Origin of the sequence: Xanthomonas sp. BRIP62409, assembly GCF_003992965.1 — a bacterium.
Classification (GTDB): Bacteria; Pseudomonadota; Gammaproteobacteria; order Xanthomonadales; family Xanthomonadaceae; genus Xanthomonas; species Xanthomonas euroxanthea.
On the sequence record NZ_QEZJ01000009.1, the window covers coordinates 57236 to 74125 of the forward strand.

Consider the following 16890-nt stretch of genomic DNA (forward strand, 5'->3'; position numbering starts at 1 on the left):
CGCGGCAACGTGAGCGAGGACGTGCCGGCACTGCTTCCTGCCGAGCTGCGCAGCCGCCTGCGCGGCCTGCAGCTGCGCGCGCGGCATGCGCAGGGCGCGCAGGGCATCGGCCAGCACGCCAGCCGCAGCCGCGGCGCCGGGCTGGAATTCTCGCAATACCGCGCGTACGAACCCGGCGATGCACTGCGCCAGATCGACTGGAAGCTCTACGCCCGCTCGGACCGCTTCTTCGTGCGCGAAGCAGAGCGCGAGAGTCCGCTGACGCTGTGGGTGTTGCTCGATGCCACCGCCTCCGCCGGCCAGGCCGATCAGGCGCGCCCGCACTACACGCGCCTGCAGGCGATGGCGACCCTGGCCGCGTGCGCTGCCGACGTCGCGCTGCGCCAGGGCGACCAGGTCGGCCTGTTCGCCGTGCATGGCGGTGGCCTGGTCGCCGTGCCAGCGGCTGGCGGGCCGCGCCAGCGCGACCGGCTCTGGCTGGCCCTGCACGGGCTGCGCGCCGGTGGGCGCTGGCCGGGCATGGACGCAGTGCGTCCGCTATGGGAACGCATCGCCGCACACACCCTGGTGCTGTCGATTGGCGACGGCTTCGACGAAGAACTGGTCGGCGCCCTGGAAAAACTCGCCGCCGCACGCCGCGAGGTGATGCAGCTGCAGGTGCTGACCTGCGACGAACGCGATTTCCCTTTCGACGGCGGGCATCGCTTCCGCGACCCGGAAACCGGCGAAGAACTGCTTGGCGATGGCGCTGCGATGCGCGCGGCGTATCTGCAACGCTTCGGCGCGGCCCAGCGCGCGCTGCAGGCACGCTGGCAGGCGGCCGGCATTGCGCACGCGGTGCATTATCTGGATGCGCCACCGGATGCGGCATTGCGCGCGTTGTTTGCGCACGGTGCGCGGCGATGAGCCGGCGCACCGGCGCGACCGCCGCAGCTGAGGGGGCGCAGCGGTGAACCTGCTCCTGCTGTTCCCCGCCGGCCTGGCCGCGTTGGCCGCGTTGCTGCTGCCGTTGCTGATCCATCTGGCCCGACGCAGCGAACACCGCCCCACCGACTTTGCCGCACTGCGCTGGCTGCGCGCGCTGCCGCGCCCCCGGCACCGCGTGCGTTTCGACGAATGGCCGCTGCTGCTGGTGCGCCTGCTGTTGCTGGCCGCCGTGGCGCTGCTGCTGGCCGAGCCGGCGTTGCGCGAGCACCGGCAGGCGCGCCCGCGCATCGCGGTCAGCCCCGGCGTGGATCTGGCCGCCGCCCGGGCACTCACCCACGCGGCCAACGCGCAGTGGCTCTGGCTGGCGCCGGGCTTCCCGCCGGTGGATGCCGATGCGGCACGCCCACCCGCCACGCCCGCCGGCACCGCGCCGCCGGTCGGCAGCCTGCTGCGCGAACTCGATGCCAGCCTGCCGCCGGAGACCGCGCTCAGCGTGATCGTGCCCAGCCAGTGGGGGCCGCTGGATGCGCAACGCCTGCAGCTGTCGCGCAACGTGCAGTGGCAGGTGCTGCCCGGCCAGTCGCCGGCGGCCGCTGCGGCGGCCGTTCCACCGTTGCGGCTGCAGGCCATCGCCGACGCTCCCGCCGACCCGGCCCTGCGTTATCTGCGCGCCGTCCATGCCGCCTGGGCACTGCCCGGCGCACTGCCCGGCGCACTGCCGGTGGGCACGCCCGCGGACGCCGCGCCGGCACGCTGGCCGGCCGGCACGGTGGTGGCCTGGCTGTCGCAGCGGCCACCGCCGGCGCCGGTCATCGCCTGGGTCGCCGCCGGCGGGCAACTTCTGCTCGCGGCGCAGACGCCGGCCCCACCGGCTCTCGCCAACCCGCTGCAACCGCTGCTGCAGGATGCACACGGCGCCCCGCTGATCGACGCCAGCGCTGTGGGCCGCGGTCGCCTGCTGCGCTGGGCCGCGCCACTGCAGCCGCAGCAGCTGCCCGCGCTGCTGGAGGCCGATTTTCCCACCCGCCTGCACGACGCGCTGCAGTCGGTACCCGCACCGCAGCGCGCGCTGGCGCAGACCCAGCAGCCGCAACGCGGCCCCGCCATCCGCCTGGCCAATGCCCCCCGACCGTTGGCGCCGTGGCTGATCGGCCTGGTGCTGCTGCTGTTTGCGGTCGAACGCTGGCTGGCCACCGCGCCACGCCGGGGCACCGCCGCATGAGCACGCCTGCCCTGCACCAGGCATGGCAGGCCGCGCGACGACGGCAGGCCGCAGGTGTGCTGCTGTGCGGGCTGCCGCTGGCCGTGCTGCCGGCGCTGCTGGCCTGGCGCGCCGGTGCGCAGCCGGCGCTCCTGCCGCTGCTGCTGGGCCTGCTGAGCCTGCTGATGCTGCTCGGCGTGGCAGTGCTGGCGGCACGCCGGCTCGACCAGGTCTGGCTGATCCGCCGGCTGGATCGCGATACGGATCTGGAAGACAGCAGCGACCTGCTGTTCGCCCCGCCCGGGCAGCTCGGCCCATTGCAGGCCCTGCAACGCCAGCGCCTGGAACAGCGCCTGCGCGGCACGCCGCGCGACCTGCGCCCGGCCTGGCCCTGGCGGCGCGGCTGGCCGTGGAGCCTGCTCGGCCTGCTCGCCTGCGCCGCCGTGCTGCTGTGGCCGCACTCCGCCCACCGGCCCACGGCAAGCAAGGACCGGATCGCCGCCGCCGGTGCCAACACCGGCGCCCCCACGCTGGGTCAGGCCCGGCTGCACAGCACCCCGCCCGCCTACACCGGCCTGCCGCCCACCCGCCTGCCCGGCCTGGATGCGCGCGTGCCCGCCGGCACCCGGCTGGATTGGCAGCTGCAGGTCAGCCCCGCCCCGCGCAGCGTGGCGCTGCGGCTGACCGACGGCCACCTCATCCCCCTGACCCGGCAGAGCGGCAGCGACCGGTGGCAGGGCCAATGGGTCGCCACGCGCGCCAGCCTGTACCGCATCCTCATCGACGGCACACCGGCCGACCGCCAATTGCACCGGCTGGACGTGCTGCCCGACCGCCCACCGCAGGTGCGCGTGCTCGCCCCCGAGCAGAGCCTGGTGCTGTGGACACCGGCCAATGGCGCCTGGGCATTGCGCTTCGAAGCCAGCGACGATTACGCCGTGGCCGCCAGCGCCGAGCTGCGCCTGACCCTGGCCCAGGGCAGCGGCGAGAACATCACCTTCACCACCCAGCGCCGCACGCTCACCGGCAGCGGCCCGGCCAACCACCGCAGCTTCGCCACCACGCTGCAGCCGCAGGCGCTGGGCATGGCCGCAGGCGACGACCTGATCGCCCAGCTCATCGTGCACGACACCCGCCAGCCCGGCCCGCAGGAAGGCCGCAGCGCCAGCGTGATCCTGCGTTGGCCGCCACCGGAACAGACCATAGCCGCCGGCCTGGAGGCCAGCGTCAAGCAGACCTTGCCGGCCTACTTCCGCAGCCAGCGCCAGATCATCATCGATGCTGAGGCGCTGCTGAAAGAAAAACCGCGCCTGGACGCGGCCACCTACCTCAAGCGCGCCGACGCCATCGGCGTGGACCAGCGGCTGCTGCGGCTGCGCTACGGCCAGTTCCTGGGCGAAGAAAGCGAAGGTGCGCCCAAGGGCCCGCCGACCGCCGACGCGCCGCCCACCAGCGACGCCCCGGCCGACGATCTGCCCACCGCCGACATGCCCACCGCGGATGCACCGGCCACCCCTGCGGCGGCGGCGCCCGCGCCCGCCCGGGACGAACACGGGCATGACGCGCACGACCACGCCGACGCCGCCGCATCCGAGGCCGGTGCCGCCGCGCTGGACAACCACGACCATGCGCACGGCGACGGCGGGCCCGAACGCCCCGGCTTCGGCCAGGCGCAGGATGTGCTGTCCGAGTTCGGGCACACCCACGACCATGCCGAAGCCGCCACCTTGCTCGACCCGCAGACCCGCGCGTTGCTGCGCGCCGCGCTGGACCAGATGTGGCAGTCCGAGGGCGAGCTGCGCCAGGGCCACCCCGAGCGTGCCCTGCCGTTTGCCAACAAGGCGCTGGGCTTCATCAAGCAGGTGCAGCAGGCCGAACGCATCTACCTGGCGCGGGTCGGCACGCAGTTGCCGCCGATCGACCCCGGCCGGCGCCTGAGCGGCGACCGCGCCGGCCTGGGCGACCGTGCCGCCGGCCTGGACACCCGCCCGGATCCGGATCCATCCGCGCTGCAGCTATGGGACGCGCTGGGCGAACAGGCGCCGGTCCCGGACGCCACCCTGGCCCGCTACGCGCAGTGGCTACAGACCCGGCAGGACCGCCTGCCCGATCCGCTGAGCCTGGCCGCCGCGGTGGAAACCCTGCGCGCCGAACCGGACTGCGCCAGCTGCCGCGCCCAGCTGCGCGCCCAGGTCTGGCGCACGCTCGTTGCCCCGCCGGCGCCGGTTCGCCGTCGCCCCACGCCGGACGCGCGCGGCCAGCGTTATCTGGATGCCCTGCGCCAGGAGCCGCCACCATGATGCTTTCGCTGCCCCGACAGACGACAGTCGCCGTTGCCTGGCGCACCGTCGCGCCACCTCCAGCGCGCCCTGGATATGGCGTACCTGAGGCCAAGTCATGAACCTCTCGCCACTTTTGCACGCCGGCAAGGCCCTGCGGTTGCCGCTGGCGATGGGGTGCTTGCGGCGGCCAGGTGGGCACGCCGCGCCGCCGCGTTGGGGTGGCCGGCGCTGTGCGGATGCACGCCGCCAGGAGCCGCAGCCATGACGCTTTCGCTGCCCTGGCTGGTCAGCAGTGCCTTGCTGCTGCTGGTGCTGCTGAGCTGGTGGCGGCTGCTGCGCGCGCACGCGCGGCAGCCCCATGCGCGCTTGCGGCTGTGGCTGTTGCTCGCCGCCCAGCCGCTGCTGGCCGGCTTGCTCTACCCGGTGTTGCTGCCACCGCCGCGCGCCGGCAGTGCAAGCGAGCTGCATGTCGCCACCGCCGGCACCCAGGCAGATCAGGTTCGCCCCAATGCCGCGCCGTGGGTCGCGCTGCCCGAGGCGCCCGCCTTGCCAGGCGTGACCCGCATGCCGGATCTGGCCACCGCGTTGCGGCGTGCGCCCGGTACCACCGCGCTGGTCGTGCATGGCAGCGGCCTGCCCGCACGCGACCGCGACACCCTGCGCATCCCGGTGCGGCTGGCGCTGACCCCGGCGCCGGCAGGCCTGGTCGCCGTCTCCACGCCGCCCCCGGTCGCACCCGGCGAACGCATCGCGATCAGCGCCCGCGTGCAGGGCCTGCCGGGCGCGCGGGTGGAGCTGCTGGATCCCTCCGGGCAGGTGGTCGACACCGCCACCGCCGATGCGCGCGGCCAGGTGCAGCTGCGTGGCCTGGCGCGCGCATCCGGGCAGGTGGTGTTCGCGCTGCGCCTGCGCGATGCCGCAGGCGCAGAACGCGGCCGCGTGCCGGTGCCGGTGCTGATCGCCGCGGTGCCGTCCGCACGCGTGCTGGTGCTGGCCGGCGCGCCGCAGCCGGAACTGAAATACCTGCGCCGTTGGGCCAGCGATGCCGGCATGCAGGTGCGCAGCCAGATCGCCGTCGGCCCGGGCGTGCAACTGGGCGAGGGCGCTGCACTGGATGCCGCCAGCCTGGATGCGCTGGACCTGCTGGTCATCGACCAGCGCCGCCTGCAGGCCCTGGGCAACGCGCAGCGCCAGGGCGTGCGCGCTGCGATCGGCCGCGGCCTGGGCGTGCTGGTGCGCACCGACGGCCCCGTGGATGCGGCCGCCCGCGCCGCGCTCGGCGCGCTGGGCCTGGCCGTGACAGGCGGCAGCAGCAGCGCCGCGGTCGCCGCGCCACTGGCGCTGGCAGCGCCCGGCGCCATTGATCCGGCCGCAGCGGCGGCCAACGCCACGCCCCTGCCGCCGCTGCAGCGCCGCGAGCTGCAAGCGCAGGACGCCGACGCGGTGATTGCCGCACGCGCAGACGACGGCAGCGCGTTGGGCTGGTGGCGCCAGCAAGGCCGCGGCCGCATCGGCATCGGCCTGGTCGAAGACAGCTTCGCCCTGGTGCTGGCCGGCCGCAGCGACCTGCATGCCGCGCTATGGGCGCAGCTGTTCGGTGCGGTCGCCCGCGCCGGCGGCACGGCGCCCGCTGCGGTGCAGACAGGCTGGTCGCACCAACGCATGGCGCTGTGCGACGTCGCCGCAGACGCGCATGTCACCGACTCCACCGGCCGCTCCCAGGCGCTGCTGATCGATGCCGCCAGCGGCGCCCGGGCCTGCGCCGGCGACTGGCCGACCAGCGCAGGCTGGCATCGCCTGCAGACCGGCACACAGCAGCGCTGGCTCTATGTGCGCGCGCCCGGCGATGCCTCCGCGCTGTACACCCAGCAAACCCGCGACGCCACCTTTGCGATGGCCGCCTTCGACGCGCGCGCAGGTATCGGCACGCCTACATCGCTACCCGGTACCCGCTGGCCCTGGCTGCTGGCCTGGCTCACGCTGGCCGCAGCCCTGTGGTGGCTGGAACGGCGCCGTCGCTGACTGCCGCAGCGCACCGCCCTCTCCGTGCATGATCGGGTGCAGTGCGCTTCCCGGTCCTGGCCCTTGCAATCCACTGCACTGGAAAACAGCGCCGCTGCCGCATCGGCAACGTGTCGGCGACACACTCACCGCGACTGCCGCGACCACACCCGGCAACAATTGTTCGCCGGCAACGCCACGTCGTCGATCAGCTGCAATCCCACCGACGCCGCCAGTGCGTCCACTGCTTCGGCATCGCGGATTCCCGACGCAGGGTCGCGCTCGCGCAACATCGCATCGAATGCGCGGTTGCTCTCGCTGGTGAATTGCCCATGCCGGTTGAACGGCCCATACACCACCAGCAGCGCATCCGGCGCCATCACCGCCGGCAACCCGGCAAACAAGGCCTGCACCTGCGGCCAGCCCATGATGTGCAAGGTGTTGGCGCTGTAGACCGCGTCGTAGCCGGCAGGCACACCGGACCGCGCGGGCGGCAATGGCGGTGTGGGCGCCAGGCCGGGCGTCGGCGTCAACACCGCCTGCAATGCAATCGGTGGCGGCGTGTTCGGCAGTGCCGCCTCGTCCAGCCACTGCGTCATTCCCGGCAGATGATCGGCATGGTCGCTGGCCTGCCAGCGCAGCCACGGCATCGCCGCCGCAAAGTGCACCGCGTGCTGCCCGGTTCCCGCACCGATTTCCAGCACGTGATGGTTATTGGCGAGGTGCCTGCGCAGCACCTGCAGAATCGGGTCGCGGTTGCGTGCGGACGCAGGTGAGAACGGTTTGGTCATGAGAAGCATCCAGAGAAAACGTCAGGACATCCCAGCAGTATGGATGCAAAACCTCCAACGAGCTCATCCTTTGCTTGGTGGCTGACACGCATGTGCAGTCCATCGATTTAGCGATAACCATCCCAAATGTCTCGCCACCGCTTGTGCATGATGGCGCGGGGACATACTCCAGAGGAAATATGCATGAACAAGGCCGTTGCTTTTTTGACCACGAGTTTCCTGGCGGTTGTTGCGAGTCTTTCCGCCGCACCGAGTGCAAATGCACAAGCTTCAACTGTCATACTCGACTGCACCGGCAGTGATTATTGCTGGGCAGGCGTAGACAGCCCGGGATCGCCGGCGCCATTCAAATATGCATGGAGTTTCAACAATACTGCTGGCGCCATTTTCCCCAGAAATTGCACCAACAGCGTGGACTGCAACTTTTACTGCCCGCGCAGCAGTACGTTCATCACCGCCAATGTCATGGTGAGCGACGCCAACAATCAGTTCATCGGCTCGGCGAGTGCGCGCGCACTCTGTACACCGCAACCGCTCTGAACTCAGGCAGGAACATCGTCTGCTGATCAGCTGAAAGTGGCACCGGATCGCAAGGATCTGTCCCCATCCTTGCGGGTCCGGTGCCTTATCACCGTTTAGCTGGTCAATTTCTCATACGCACGTCGCACCGCATCCTGGCCATACCGTCGCTCCAGGCGGCGCACGATGAAGTGCCCGCGCGCCATTGCCTGGAAGTGGCGCATGAACACCGTATTGAGCGTGGCGCCGCTGACCGCTCCGACCAGCGGCACGGCCTGCACGGCGAGTTTTTCGCCGACATTGACCGAGAACTTGGCCGCAACACGCGACACCAGCGATACCAGCACCGGCGCGCCCTTGCTGGCAAACCCGTGCGCGGCAACGTAATGCGCCGCGGCGCTGAGTTGTTGCGCCATCGCCGCGCGCACCGCGAAGTAGCCCGATTCGGCGCCGTCGTCGCCGACACTGCGCCCGCCATGCGCCAGCACTTCCAGGCAGGCCAATGCGGTCTCCGGATCGTGCAGCGATTCGCCCTCGGAACGGGCGATATCGGCGATGGAGCGCAGCATCACCGTGGTGGTCAGCGGCAGCTCCACCAACAGCCCAGGCAAGCCGAAGAATCCGCCCGCACCACCGGCGACGGCCACCGCCATGGTGTGCCGTGCGGTGGACGCGGGCTGTTGCGCATCGGTGCTGCCACGCAGGCTCAGTAATGCCGATTTCATCGCCACCTGCAGCGCGCGGCGGGTGACGCCATCGATGCTGCGGGTGACCAGTTTCGGTAGCCGCCGGGTCATCAGGTTTTCGATCGGTGCGCCCAACGCATTGGCCAGCTGGGCTGCCACACCGGGGTTTTCCAGCAGCGCGTGCGCGGTGACCAGATCGCGTTGCGCGGCAACGTCCATCACCGTTATCGGAAGCGTCGTCATGCCTGCTCTTCGTTGTTGGGCTCGCGCCGATGGTACCCAGCGCCATGTGAGCGCCGGACGAGCGAACCCGGCAGTCAGGAAAAAGCATTCTGCAATCGGCCGGCAAAATGCGCGATCATCGGGATCAGGCAGCCAATGCTGGTCAGATGAATCGTGAGATCCGCCACAGCATCGTCATCGCGGCCGCACCGGAAGTGGTCTGCGTCGCGTTGTCCGAGCCCATGCAGCTGGCCTGCTGGTGGACGCGCGAAGTAAGCCTGGTCGGGAACCGGGTGCGGCTGGAGTGGAGCCGGCAGGGCTGGCGGGTGGAGCTGAGCATCGACGACGGCGCCGACTACCGCCTGGTGCTGTGGCGCTGCCACGCCTCCAACATGCTCGACACCGATGCCTGGGAGGGCACGGTGATGCGCTTCGATCTGCATCCCACCAGCCAGGGCACACAGGTGGAGTTCGCACACTCCGGCTATCGCGACTCGCCCAGCAGGGACGCCTGCGTCCGCGGCTGGCGCTTCTTCCTGGGCAGCAGCCTCAAACGCTATGTGGAAACCGGCCAAGGCATGCCCTCGGCCGATATGCGCGACCCCGAGCCGCACGGCCGCGCGCCGCGCTAGCGGCGGCAACTGCAGGCACCCGGTGGCAGTGCGGTTGCACGGTCGCCACCGCTGCGCCGGACCACGCAGCCTTGCGTGCCAACCGCACAGGCGCACCGGTGACGCCCGGCCGCGCGCGCCGAGCCCGCCTACGCCGTGCGTGCCGGGCCGATGGACGGTGCCGTGCTGCCGGGCAGCTGCGCGTCCACCGTCACCGGGCTGTCGGCGCGTAGCAAGGCGCGTGCCTCGGCATCGCTGGCCACCGCCGGCGGCGAGCCACGCAGCGGCAGGCCGGCGGTTTCGCGCACGAACAGCATGGTCACCAGGCCGATCGCCGCCGCGCCCATCAGGTAGTACGCCGGCACCAGCGGGTCGCCGCTGCGCTCCACCAACCAGGCCGTCACCAGCGGCGTGGTGCCGCCGAACAACGACACCGACACGTTGAAGGCGATCGACAAAGCGCTGTAGCGCACCGGCGTGTAGAACAGCGCCGGCAGCGTGGACGGCATCGAACTGGTGAAGCACACCAGCGCCAGGCCGAGCAGCATCAGGCCGGCGAAGATCAGCCCGTCGTGGCCGCTGCCGATCAGCAGCAGGCAGGGGATGGCCAGCGCGAACAGCGCGATGCAGGCACCGATGATCATCGGCCGGCGCCCCAGCCTGTCGCTGAACAGGCCGCCGACGATGTTGAGCGGCATCATCACCAGCATCACCAGGATGATCAGCAACAGGCCCTTGCTCTCGGCATAGCCCATGGTGACGCTGAGGTAGCTGGGCATATAGGTCAGCAGCATGTAGTCGGTGACGTTGAAGACCAGCACCAGGCCCACGCACTTGAGCAGCTGCGGCCAATGCAGGCGCAGCATGGTCAGCAGGCCCTGCGCGGCGGTTTCCCGTTCGCGCTGTTCGGATTGCTCGGCATAGGCGCGAAATGCCGGGGTTTCTTCCAGCTTCATGCGCATGTACAGGCCCAGCAGCCCCAGCGGGCCGGCAATCAGGAACGGCACCCGCCAGCCCCAGTCGAGCATCTGCGCCGGGGTCACGGTCATGTGCAGCGCCGTCACCGTGGCCGCACCGGCGATGTAGCCGCCCAGGGTGCCGAATTCCAGCCAGCTGCCCATCAATCCGCGATTGCGGTCGGTGGCGTATTCGGCAATGAAGGTGGCCGCGCCACCGTATTCGCCACCGGTGGAAAACCCCTGCAGCAGCCGGGCCAGCAACAGCAGCGCCGGTGCCCACAGGCCGATCTTGGCGTAGGACGGAATCAGGCCGATGCTGAAGGTGCCCAGCGCCATCAGGATCATGGTCGCCGCCAGTACCTTCTGCCGCCCGTAGCGGTCGCCGAGCGGGCCGAACACCAGCCCGCCGATCGGCCGCACCAGAAACGCAACGGTGAACGTGGCAAAGGTGGCGATCAACTGCGCGGTGGGATTGCTGGCCGGGAAGAACACCTGCCCCAGCGTCACCGCCAGATAGCCGTACACGCCGAAGTCGAACCACTCCATCGCATTGCCCAGCGCCGCAGCGCCCACGGCCTTGCGCAGCATGCCGCGATCCACCACCGTGACCTCGTCCAGTTGCAGTTGACGGCGGCGCTTGAACCAACCGAAGTGCGAGGCAATTGCGCGCGTATCGTGCATATGTCGTGTCTCCAGGTGCGGCCATCGCTGCCCACTCGCCCTGGCAACGCACAGGACACGGCGCATCAGTCAGGCATGGCAATGGCACAGGCACTGGATGACGCCGGAGGCATTCCCGGACGGCCGCGTGAACTCAGCGACGCTGCGGGACAGACGACCAAGGGATGGGCAATGCCCAAGGGCTTGATCAGCCCGCTATGGTACTACAGCGCGCAGGTCGCTGCAGGCGGGATGCCGCCAGATGGCGAAAACCCGCTTGTTTCAAGGCATCTGGCGCAATGAGCGCCTGCATCGCATCATCGATGCGCAGGGCATCTGCATGCCATGGCGGGCCATCGATCAGGCGCGTTGCGCGCTAGACCGGCGCCTCGCCCAGCTGCGACAGCAGCGGCTGCAGGTCTTCGCGCGTCTGCGGGCGCACGGCGCGTGCGACTTCCACGCCGTCGCGCAGCAGGATGATGGTTGGCCATAATTTGACGCGAAACGAGCGGCCCAGGGGCCGCCCTTTTCCATCTTCGACCTTGCGGTAGTCCAACGCCGCAATGCCACCCAGCAACTTCTGCAGCAGCGGCTGCGCGGCGATGCAGTGGCCGCACCAGTCGGTGCCGAACTCCAGCACCTGCAGGCCGGCCTGTGCATCCACCTCGCTACGTTCGGGCGCCTGGGTGGCGTAGTCGCGAACAAACCCCATCGTCTCGCCGCTCCGCTGTGCTTACGACAATGCGCGCTGGATGTCTTCCAGCGGCAGGTTGGTCAGGTCCTTGGCCAGGTCGCCCACCAGGCGCTGTTGGGTTTCCTTGTGCAACAGCGGGCGCACGCGGCCCAGCGTGGTCGGGTCGGCCACCAAGACCAGATGCGTGTACTCGTGCTTCAGCGCGCCATCGTTCAGGGCATGCGAGAGCTGCTTGGCAAAGGTCATCTCGTCCATGTCCGCCTCGCTGAGATCCTGCGGCGCCTTGCCGGCCGGGCCATCGTCGTCGACGTTCTGCACATCGGTGCGCGCGTGCTGGCGCAGCACCACGTTGGCTTCGTTGCCGGTATTGGTGAACCAGCGTGCTTCGCCGCCATCGGCCACCACCACCAACGCACCCTGAGGAATTTGCAGACTCATTCGATTCTCCTGATCAACAGCGGCGTTGCATGTGCAACGCCAGTCGGTCTCAACCTAGGTTAGAGGATGTAAGCACCGCGCCTAGTCGGTGTCAGCGTGGCGTTAGCGTGGTGCGGCCAGCGGCGGTGGCGGCAGGCCCAGGTGCTTGCTGAAGAAACGCGCGGCCACTCGCAGCGCCTGCTGGCTTTCCGGCAGCGCGTTGGTGAGGTGGAAGGCGTGGCCCAGCCCGTCCCACACATGCAGATCCGATTCGCGGCCCAGATCCACCAGGCGCGCATGCGTGTAGGCGGCATTGCTCAGCTCGGCCGCACGCGTGGCGGTCAGAAACAGCGTTGGCGGGAACTGCTGCAGCACCGCATCGGAAAACACCGGCGACACCAGCGGATCGTGGAAGTCCACGTTGTCGCCGTAGTACAGGTCTTCCCAGATCGGCAACGCACCGGCCTTGTCCGGCAACAAGGCATCGTTCACTGCCGCCACCACGATGCGCGAATCGCCGCGGTAACGCGCATCGCCTGCGGCGCAGAACAGCCCGGCCGCTGCCGGCATCGGCAACTTTTCCTTGGCGAACCATGCCAGCGATTCGCCGGTGAGCACGCCGCCGGCCGAACACCCGAACAAGCCGATGCGCTCGGGCGCGTAGGTCGTGAGCGCGGCGCGATACACCGCCGCCACGTCCTCGCTGGCGGCCGGGAACTGGTGCTCGGGGCCCATCCGGTAATCCACCGCGACCACCGTCATGCCGGTCATTGCCGCCAGCGGAATGGCCTCCATCAACCCGAACGAGGCGGCGCTGCCCATCACGAAGCTACCGCCATGCAGTTCGATCAACATGCGCCTGGCCTGCTCGGGTGTGCGCGTGCGCGGCTCCACCCGCAGCACCGGCACGCCGTTCCAGGTCTCCGGCGTGATCTCCACCGCGTAGCGCGTGCGCAGCTGCGCAATCACGCCCTTGGCCCACCGTTCGGTGTCGGCACGGATGCCCGGCAGTTGCTTGAGCAAGGTGGCGTTGTCGGCCTTGTCCAACGGATCGGCGCGGGCCACCCCCTTGGCCATATGCGCACGTGCAGCCGGGCTCAGAAACTCCGACACCGGCAGGTCGAATGCAGGCACGTGCCGGATGCCATCCGGGGTGGATGCGGTGGCCGGTATGGCCGGCTCGGCGGCGGTTGCGTGCATGCTGCACGCGGTGCAGGCCAATGTGAGCGCTAGCGTTTTGTTCAACCAATGACGTGTCATGCGGTGCCCTCCCAGGCAAGTCGAACCGGCGAGGATAGCGCCAGCAGACGGCGCAGATGATGTGCTGGAAGTCGTGCAGACACGCACGTTGCATGTAACGACGCGATGTAACGCAAATGCGGCGACTACGCACATTGCAGCGCGCAATCAGGCCACCGCATCAAACGTACGCAAGCGGTCGGCATCGCAGGCAGCGCACGCGTCGCCCTGCATCCGCGCGAACATCGCGTTGCTGCAAGCATCAGCACCAACACTGCGCAGGCCGGTGCATCGCCGCCGGCACCGGGTCCTGCGGCATCGATGCGTTGCACTCAGGCGGCAGGTGCCGACGCCGCAGTTGGCAGATGCTGCAACGCCTGCAACGTGGAGGTGGTCAGCGGCGACGGCAGCGCGTCCAGCGCAAACCAGCCGATGTCGGCAATCGCCTCGGGCTCACGCCGCACGGCGTGCTCGCTGCCCTGGATCGCGGCCAGATACACCGGCGCGACCCAATGCTGCGGCGGCGCCAGGTCCGGCTCGAAGTAGCTGACGATGCACAGCACGGCCTGCAACTGCACGTGCAGGCCGGTTTCTTCCAGCACTTCGCGCACCACGGCATGTTCCACCGTTTCCATCCAGTCCACCTTGCCGCCGGGCAGGCCCCAATGGCCCTGCTCGGGCGCACGCCCGCGCTGCACCAGCAGCAGGCAACCATCGGCACGTCGGATGAACGCGCCGCATCCGACGCGTGGACGAAGATCGCTATCGATTGAACTGGACATAGGCATCCCGAAGGTGTGGCGCCGTAGTGTCCCAGATGTGCGGCAGGCAGGCGCCACCCCGATGATCGGCAGCGGGCTGACCGAAAGGATCGTGGGCGACGGTCTACCTTGCATCTGCGCCTTGCGCGCCGGTAGCGAGGGCCGAGAGATGCCAGCGCCGCTGCGCGATGCCGCCGGATCGGTGCAGTGCATCGCCTGCGGGTGTTGCGTGATGCGCAGGGCGGTCGCAATGCCGCCGCACTGCGTGCGTCACCGCCCCATCGCATCCGGACATCCACGCACCGCACGCCGGGAAACAGCGTTTGGCCATGCGCCTGCGCGGCCGATAACGCTGCCTTAGCGCCCTGTTGGCGAGGATGCGGGCAGTCCGCGCCGCGAGGGCGCGCCGTCTTGGAGGTTGGGATGTCTCGTATCGTGTTGATCGGCGGCCATGGCAAGGTCGCACGCCTGCTCACGCCGCTGCTGGTGCGCGGCGGGCATTCGGTCACTGCACTGTTTCGCAATCCTGCGCACGCAGACGATGTGATTGCCGACGGTGCTACCCCGCAGCTGTTCGATATCGAACAGGCCGACACCGACGCCATCGCCGCGCAGCTGGCCGGCCACGATGCGGTGGTGTGGTCGGCAGGCGCCGGTGGCGGCAATGCCGCGCGCACCTACGCGGTAGACCGCGATGCGGCGATCCGCTCGATGCACGCCGCCGAGCAGGCCCGTGTGCGCCGCTACGTGATGGTGTCCTACCTCGGTGCCGGGCTGGAACACGGCATCGGCCCGGACGATGCCTTCTTCGCCTACGCACAGGCCAAGGCCGCGGCCGATGCACACCTGCGCAACACCCCGCTGGACTGGACCGTGCTGGGGCCGGGGCGCCTCACCCAGGACCCGCCCTCTGGCCGCATCACCCGTGATCCGGGCGGCGATGCCGACGGCGGCGTGTCGCGTGCCAACGTCGCGCAGGTCATCGCAGCGGCATTGGCGCTGCCGGCCACCATCGGCAAGACGGTGGGCTTCATCGACGGGCAGACGCCGATCCAGCAGGCCTTGTCGCAGCTGGAATGAACGCCAGGCCTATCGCGATGCCTGCGCGGGGCGCACAGTGGGCCTGCCTAACGAATTCCTAAAGCCGGCCTCGGCATAGTCGCGGGCGCAGTCCTTGTGGAGGTCGCTCATGTCTGCAGTTGTCACCCCACGCCGTGCCGGCATCCTGCCGCCGTATCTGCTGGACCATGTGGCCAAGGCCGCACCCGAGCGTGCGCGGCAGTGCGCGCGGCTATCCCGGCAGATCACCGCCCAGCTGCGGCAGCAACGCGCGCTCGGCCTGCTTGCACGCACCCGGCCGCCGGCCGCCGATGCAGCGAGCGCGCCCACTGAGCAAGCAGTGCAGCGGCAGATCTACGACGCGCAACAGGGCACCGCACTGCCCGGCACCCTGGTCCGTGCCGAAGGCGCGGCCGCCACCGACGATGTGGCAGTGACCGAGGCCTACGACTATCTCGGCGCCACGCACGCCTTCTTCCAGACCGTGTACGCGCGCAATTCCATCGACGGCGACGGCATGCCGTTGATCGGCACCGTGCATTACGAGCGTGGCTACGACAACGCCTTCTGGAACGGCGAACAGATGGTGTTCGGCGATGGCGACGGCGAAATCTTCAACCGCTTCACCATCGCCATCGACGTGGTGGGCCACGAGCTGACCCACGGCGTCACCGAGCGCACCGCCAACCTGATCTACCAGGACCAGTCCGGTGCCTTGAACGAGTCGCTGTCGGATGTGTTCGGCGTGTTGATCAAGCAGTACACATTGCAGCAGCAGGCCAGCGAGGCGGACTGGATCATCGGGGCCGGCTTGCTGATGCCCGGCATCAACGGGGTGGGCCTGCGCTCGATGCGCGCACCCGGCACGGCCTACGACGACCCGGCGCTGGGCAAGGATCCGCAACCGGCCAGCATGGACGGCTTTGTCGACACCCAGGAGGACGATGGCGGCGTGCACTACAACTCCGGCATTCCCAACCACGCGTTCTATCGCGCTGCCGTGGCCATCGGTGGTTACGCGTGGGAGAAGACCGGCCGCATCTGGTACCGCGCGCTCACCGGCGGCGAGCTGGCCGCCGGCGCGGACTTCGCCACCTTTGCCGCGCTCACCGTCCGCATCGCCGGTGCGGACTATGGCGCCAGCGGTGCCGAGGCAACCGCGGTGCAACAGGCCTGGCGCGACGTGGGCGTGCTCACATGAGTGCACAACGTCCGCCGGTGGAGGCAGGCGTGATTTTGCGGCTGGCCCGCGAAGGCGGGGTGGCCGCCTTCCCCGCCATGCGGCGCGAACGGCAGCTGGTGATGGACGACCTGGACGATGCCCAGCGCCTGCAGCTGCGCAGCGTGCTGGACCAGTGCCTGGCGCATGCGCTGCCGCGCCCGCAGGCCGGTGGTGGCGATCGCCGCTATTTCAGCATTGCCTGGGACGGCGCCAGCGAGCCGCTGCGCATCCCCGAAGAACATGCGCCGGCCGCGATCGTGCGGCTGTGGAAACAGGGCACGCTGTAGCGCGGTGATACCGTGATGCACCGCCTGTGACATCGCGCGCGTGTGCCCGTCCCCGTGCACAAACGAAGACACCGCGCCATGCGCGGTGTCTTCGTATCGAAAGTGGTCCAACTGCGGATGCCTGCACCCTTTAAGCTGCCTAGATGCTCTAGGGCTGCACAGCTGGTGACGCATAGTGCTGCCTGCTGCGTTAGCGCCACGTGCAGCGCAGTGGTCAACTGGAAGACACGCCCCTCATCCCCGCAGTGCAGCATGGCAGTGCCGGTGTGCGGGTCTGCTTGCACCGCGCGCCACCGCACGCCTGCATTGCCGTCAACAGCGGCTTCGCGGATAGTCGCTGCACCGATCAGAC

The 16890-nt window shown here is 69.7% G+C and carries 16 protein-coding genes; 9 read left to right on the plus strand and 7 right to left on the minus strand.

Annotated elements, in window-relative coordinates; translation table 11 throughout:
- The first annotated feature begins 9 nt into the window (after positions 1–9).
- The 4 genes from EO170_RS01355 to EO170_RS01370 all read left to right on the plus strand — a co-directional run bounded on the left by EO170_RS01355 (position 10) and on the right by EO170_RS01370 (position 6432).
- Positions 10–906, plus strand: coding sequence for a DUF58 domain-containing protein (locus tag EO170_RS01355; protein ID WP_126941952.1), 897 nt, complete (start codon positions 10–12; stop codon positions 904–906).
- A gap of 43 nt (positions 907–949) precedes the next feature.
- Positions 950–2149 carry a BatA domain-containing protein gene (locus tag EO170_RS01360; protein WP_126941954.1) on the plus strand — a complete coding sequence of 400 codons (1200 nt, stop codon included), beginning with the start codon at positions 950–952 and terminating at the stop codon, positions 2147–2149.
- Positions 2146–4428, plus strand: a complete 2283-nt coding sequence (locus EO170_RS01365) for a DUF4175 domain-containing protein (RefSeq protein ID WP_164740864.1) — start codon at positions 2146–2148, stop codon at positions 4426–4428. Before EO170_RS01360 ends, EO170_RS01365 begins: the two co-directional genes overlap by 4 nt.
- A gap of 243 nt (positions 4429–4671) precedes the next feature.
- A complete protein-coding gene (locus EO170_RS01370; RefSeq protein ID WP_126941958.1) occupies positions 4672–6432 on the plus strand; it encodes a carboxypeptidase regulatory-like domain-containing protein in 1761 nt (586 codons plus the stop codon).
- 125 nt (positions 6433–6557) lie between these two features.
- Here the strand turns inward: EO170_RS01370 and EO170_RS01375 are convergent, their stop codons facing one another.
- Complete coding sequence (locus EO170_RS01375) at positions 6558–7202, minus strand: DUF938 domain-containing protein (RefSeq protein ID WP_126941961.1); 645 nt, start codon at positions 7200–7202, stop codon at positions 6558–6560.
- Between the two features lie 183 nt (positions 7203–7385).
- On the opposite strand from EO170_RS01375, the gene EO170_RS01380 reads away from it, so the two are divergent.
- On the plus strand, positions 7386–7742 hold the full coding sequence (locus EO170_RS01380) for a hypothetical protein (RefSeq protein WP_126941963.1): 357 nt from the start codon (positions 7386–7388) through the stop codon (positions 7740–7742).
- Positions 7743–7837: 95 nt separating this feature from the next.
- Here the strand turns inward: EO170_RS01380 and EO170_RS01385 are convergent, their stop codons facing one another.
- Positions 7838–8626 carry an EcsC family protein gene (locus EO170_RS01385; protein WP_126942079.1) on the minus strand — a complete coding sequence of 263 codons (789 nt, stop codon included), beginning with the start codon at positions 8624–8626 and terminating at the stop codon, positions 7838–7840.
- A gap of 170 nt (positions 8627–8796) precedes the next feature.
- On the opposite strand from EO170_RS01385, the gene EO170_RS01390 reads away from it, so the two are divergent.
- Positions 8797–9261: an SRPBCC domain-containing protein gene (locus tag EO170_RS01390; RefSeq protein ID WP_126941965.1), complete on the plus strand. Its 465-nt coding sequence runs from the start codon at positions 8797–8799 to the stop codon at positions 9259–9261.
- 128 nt (positions 9262–9389) lie between these two features.
- On the opposite strand, the gene proP is transcribed toward EO170_RS01390, so the two are convergent.
- The 5 genes from proP to EO170_RS01420 form a co-directional block, all read right to left on the minus strand.
- On the minus strand, positions 9390–10880 hold the full coding sequence (gene proP, locus EO170_RS01395) for a glycine betaine/L-proline transporter ProP (RefSeq protein ID WP_104586093.1): 1491 nt from the start codon (positions 10878–10880) through the stop codon (positions 9390–9392).
- 355 nt (positions 10881–11235) lie between these two features.
- The gene (locus tag EO170_RS01405; protein ID WP_104586095.1) at positions 11236–11571 is read right to left on the minus strand and encodes a thioredoxin family protein; all 336 of its coding nucleotides are present in this window, start codon (positions 11569–11571) and stop codon (positions 11236–11238) included.
- 21 nt (positions 11572–11592) lie between these two features.
- Positions 11593–11991, minus strand: a complete 399-nt coding sequence (locus tag EO170_RS01410; RefSeq protein WP_104586097.1) for a host attachment family protein — start codon at positions 11989–11991, stop codon at positions 11593–11595.
- A gap of 102 nt (positions 11992–12093) precedes the next feature.
- Complete coding sequence (locus tag EO170_RS01415) at positions 12094–13170, minus strand: alpha/beta hydrolase (protein WP_206513962.1); 1077 nt, start codon at positions 13168–13170, stop codon at positions 12094–12096.
- A gap of 371 nt (positions 13171–13541) precedes the next feature.
- Positions 13542–13997: an NUDIX domain-containing protein gene (locus tag EO170_RS01420; protein ID WP_126941968.1), complete on the minus strand. Its 456-nt coding sequence runs from the start codon at positions 13995–13997 to the stop codon at positions 13542–13544.
- A gap of 396 nt (positions 13998–14393) precedes the next feature.
- On the opposite strand from EO170_RS01420, the gene EO170_RS01425 reads away from it, so the two are divergent.
- From EO170_RS01425 to EO170_RS01435, 3 genes are all read left to right on the plus strand, one after another.
- A complete protein-coding gene (locus tag EO170_RS01425; protein WP_126941970.1) occupies positions 14394–15050 on the plus strand; it encodes an SDR family oxidoreductase in 657 nt (218 codons plus the stop codon).
- A 109-nt stretch (positions 15051–15159) separates the two neighbouring features.
- Entirely contained in the window at positions 15160–16230 is a 1071-nt protein-coding gene (locus EO170_RS01430; protein WP_126941972.1) for a M4 family metallopeptidase, read from the plus strand.
- Positions 16227–16538: a protealysin inhibitor emfourin gene (locus tag EO170_RS01435; RefSeq protein WP_126941974.1), complete on the plus strand. Its 312-nt coding sequence runs from the start codon at positions 16227–16229 to the stop codon at positions 16536–16538. Before EO170_RS01430 ends, EO170_RS01435 begins: the two co-directional genes overlap by 4 nt.
- Positions 16539–16890: the final 352 nt, after the last annotated feature.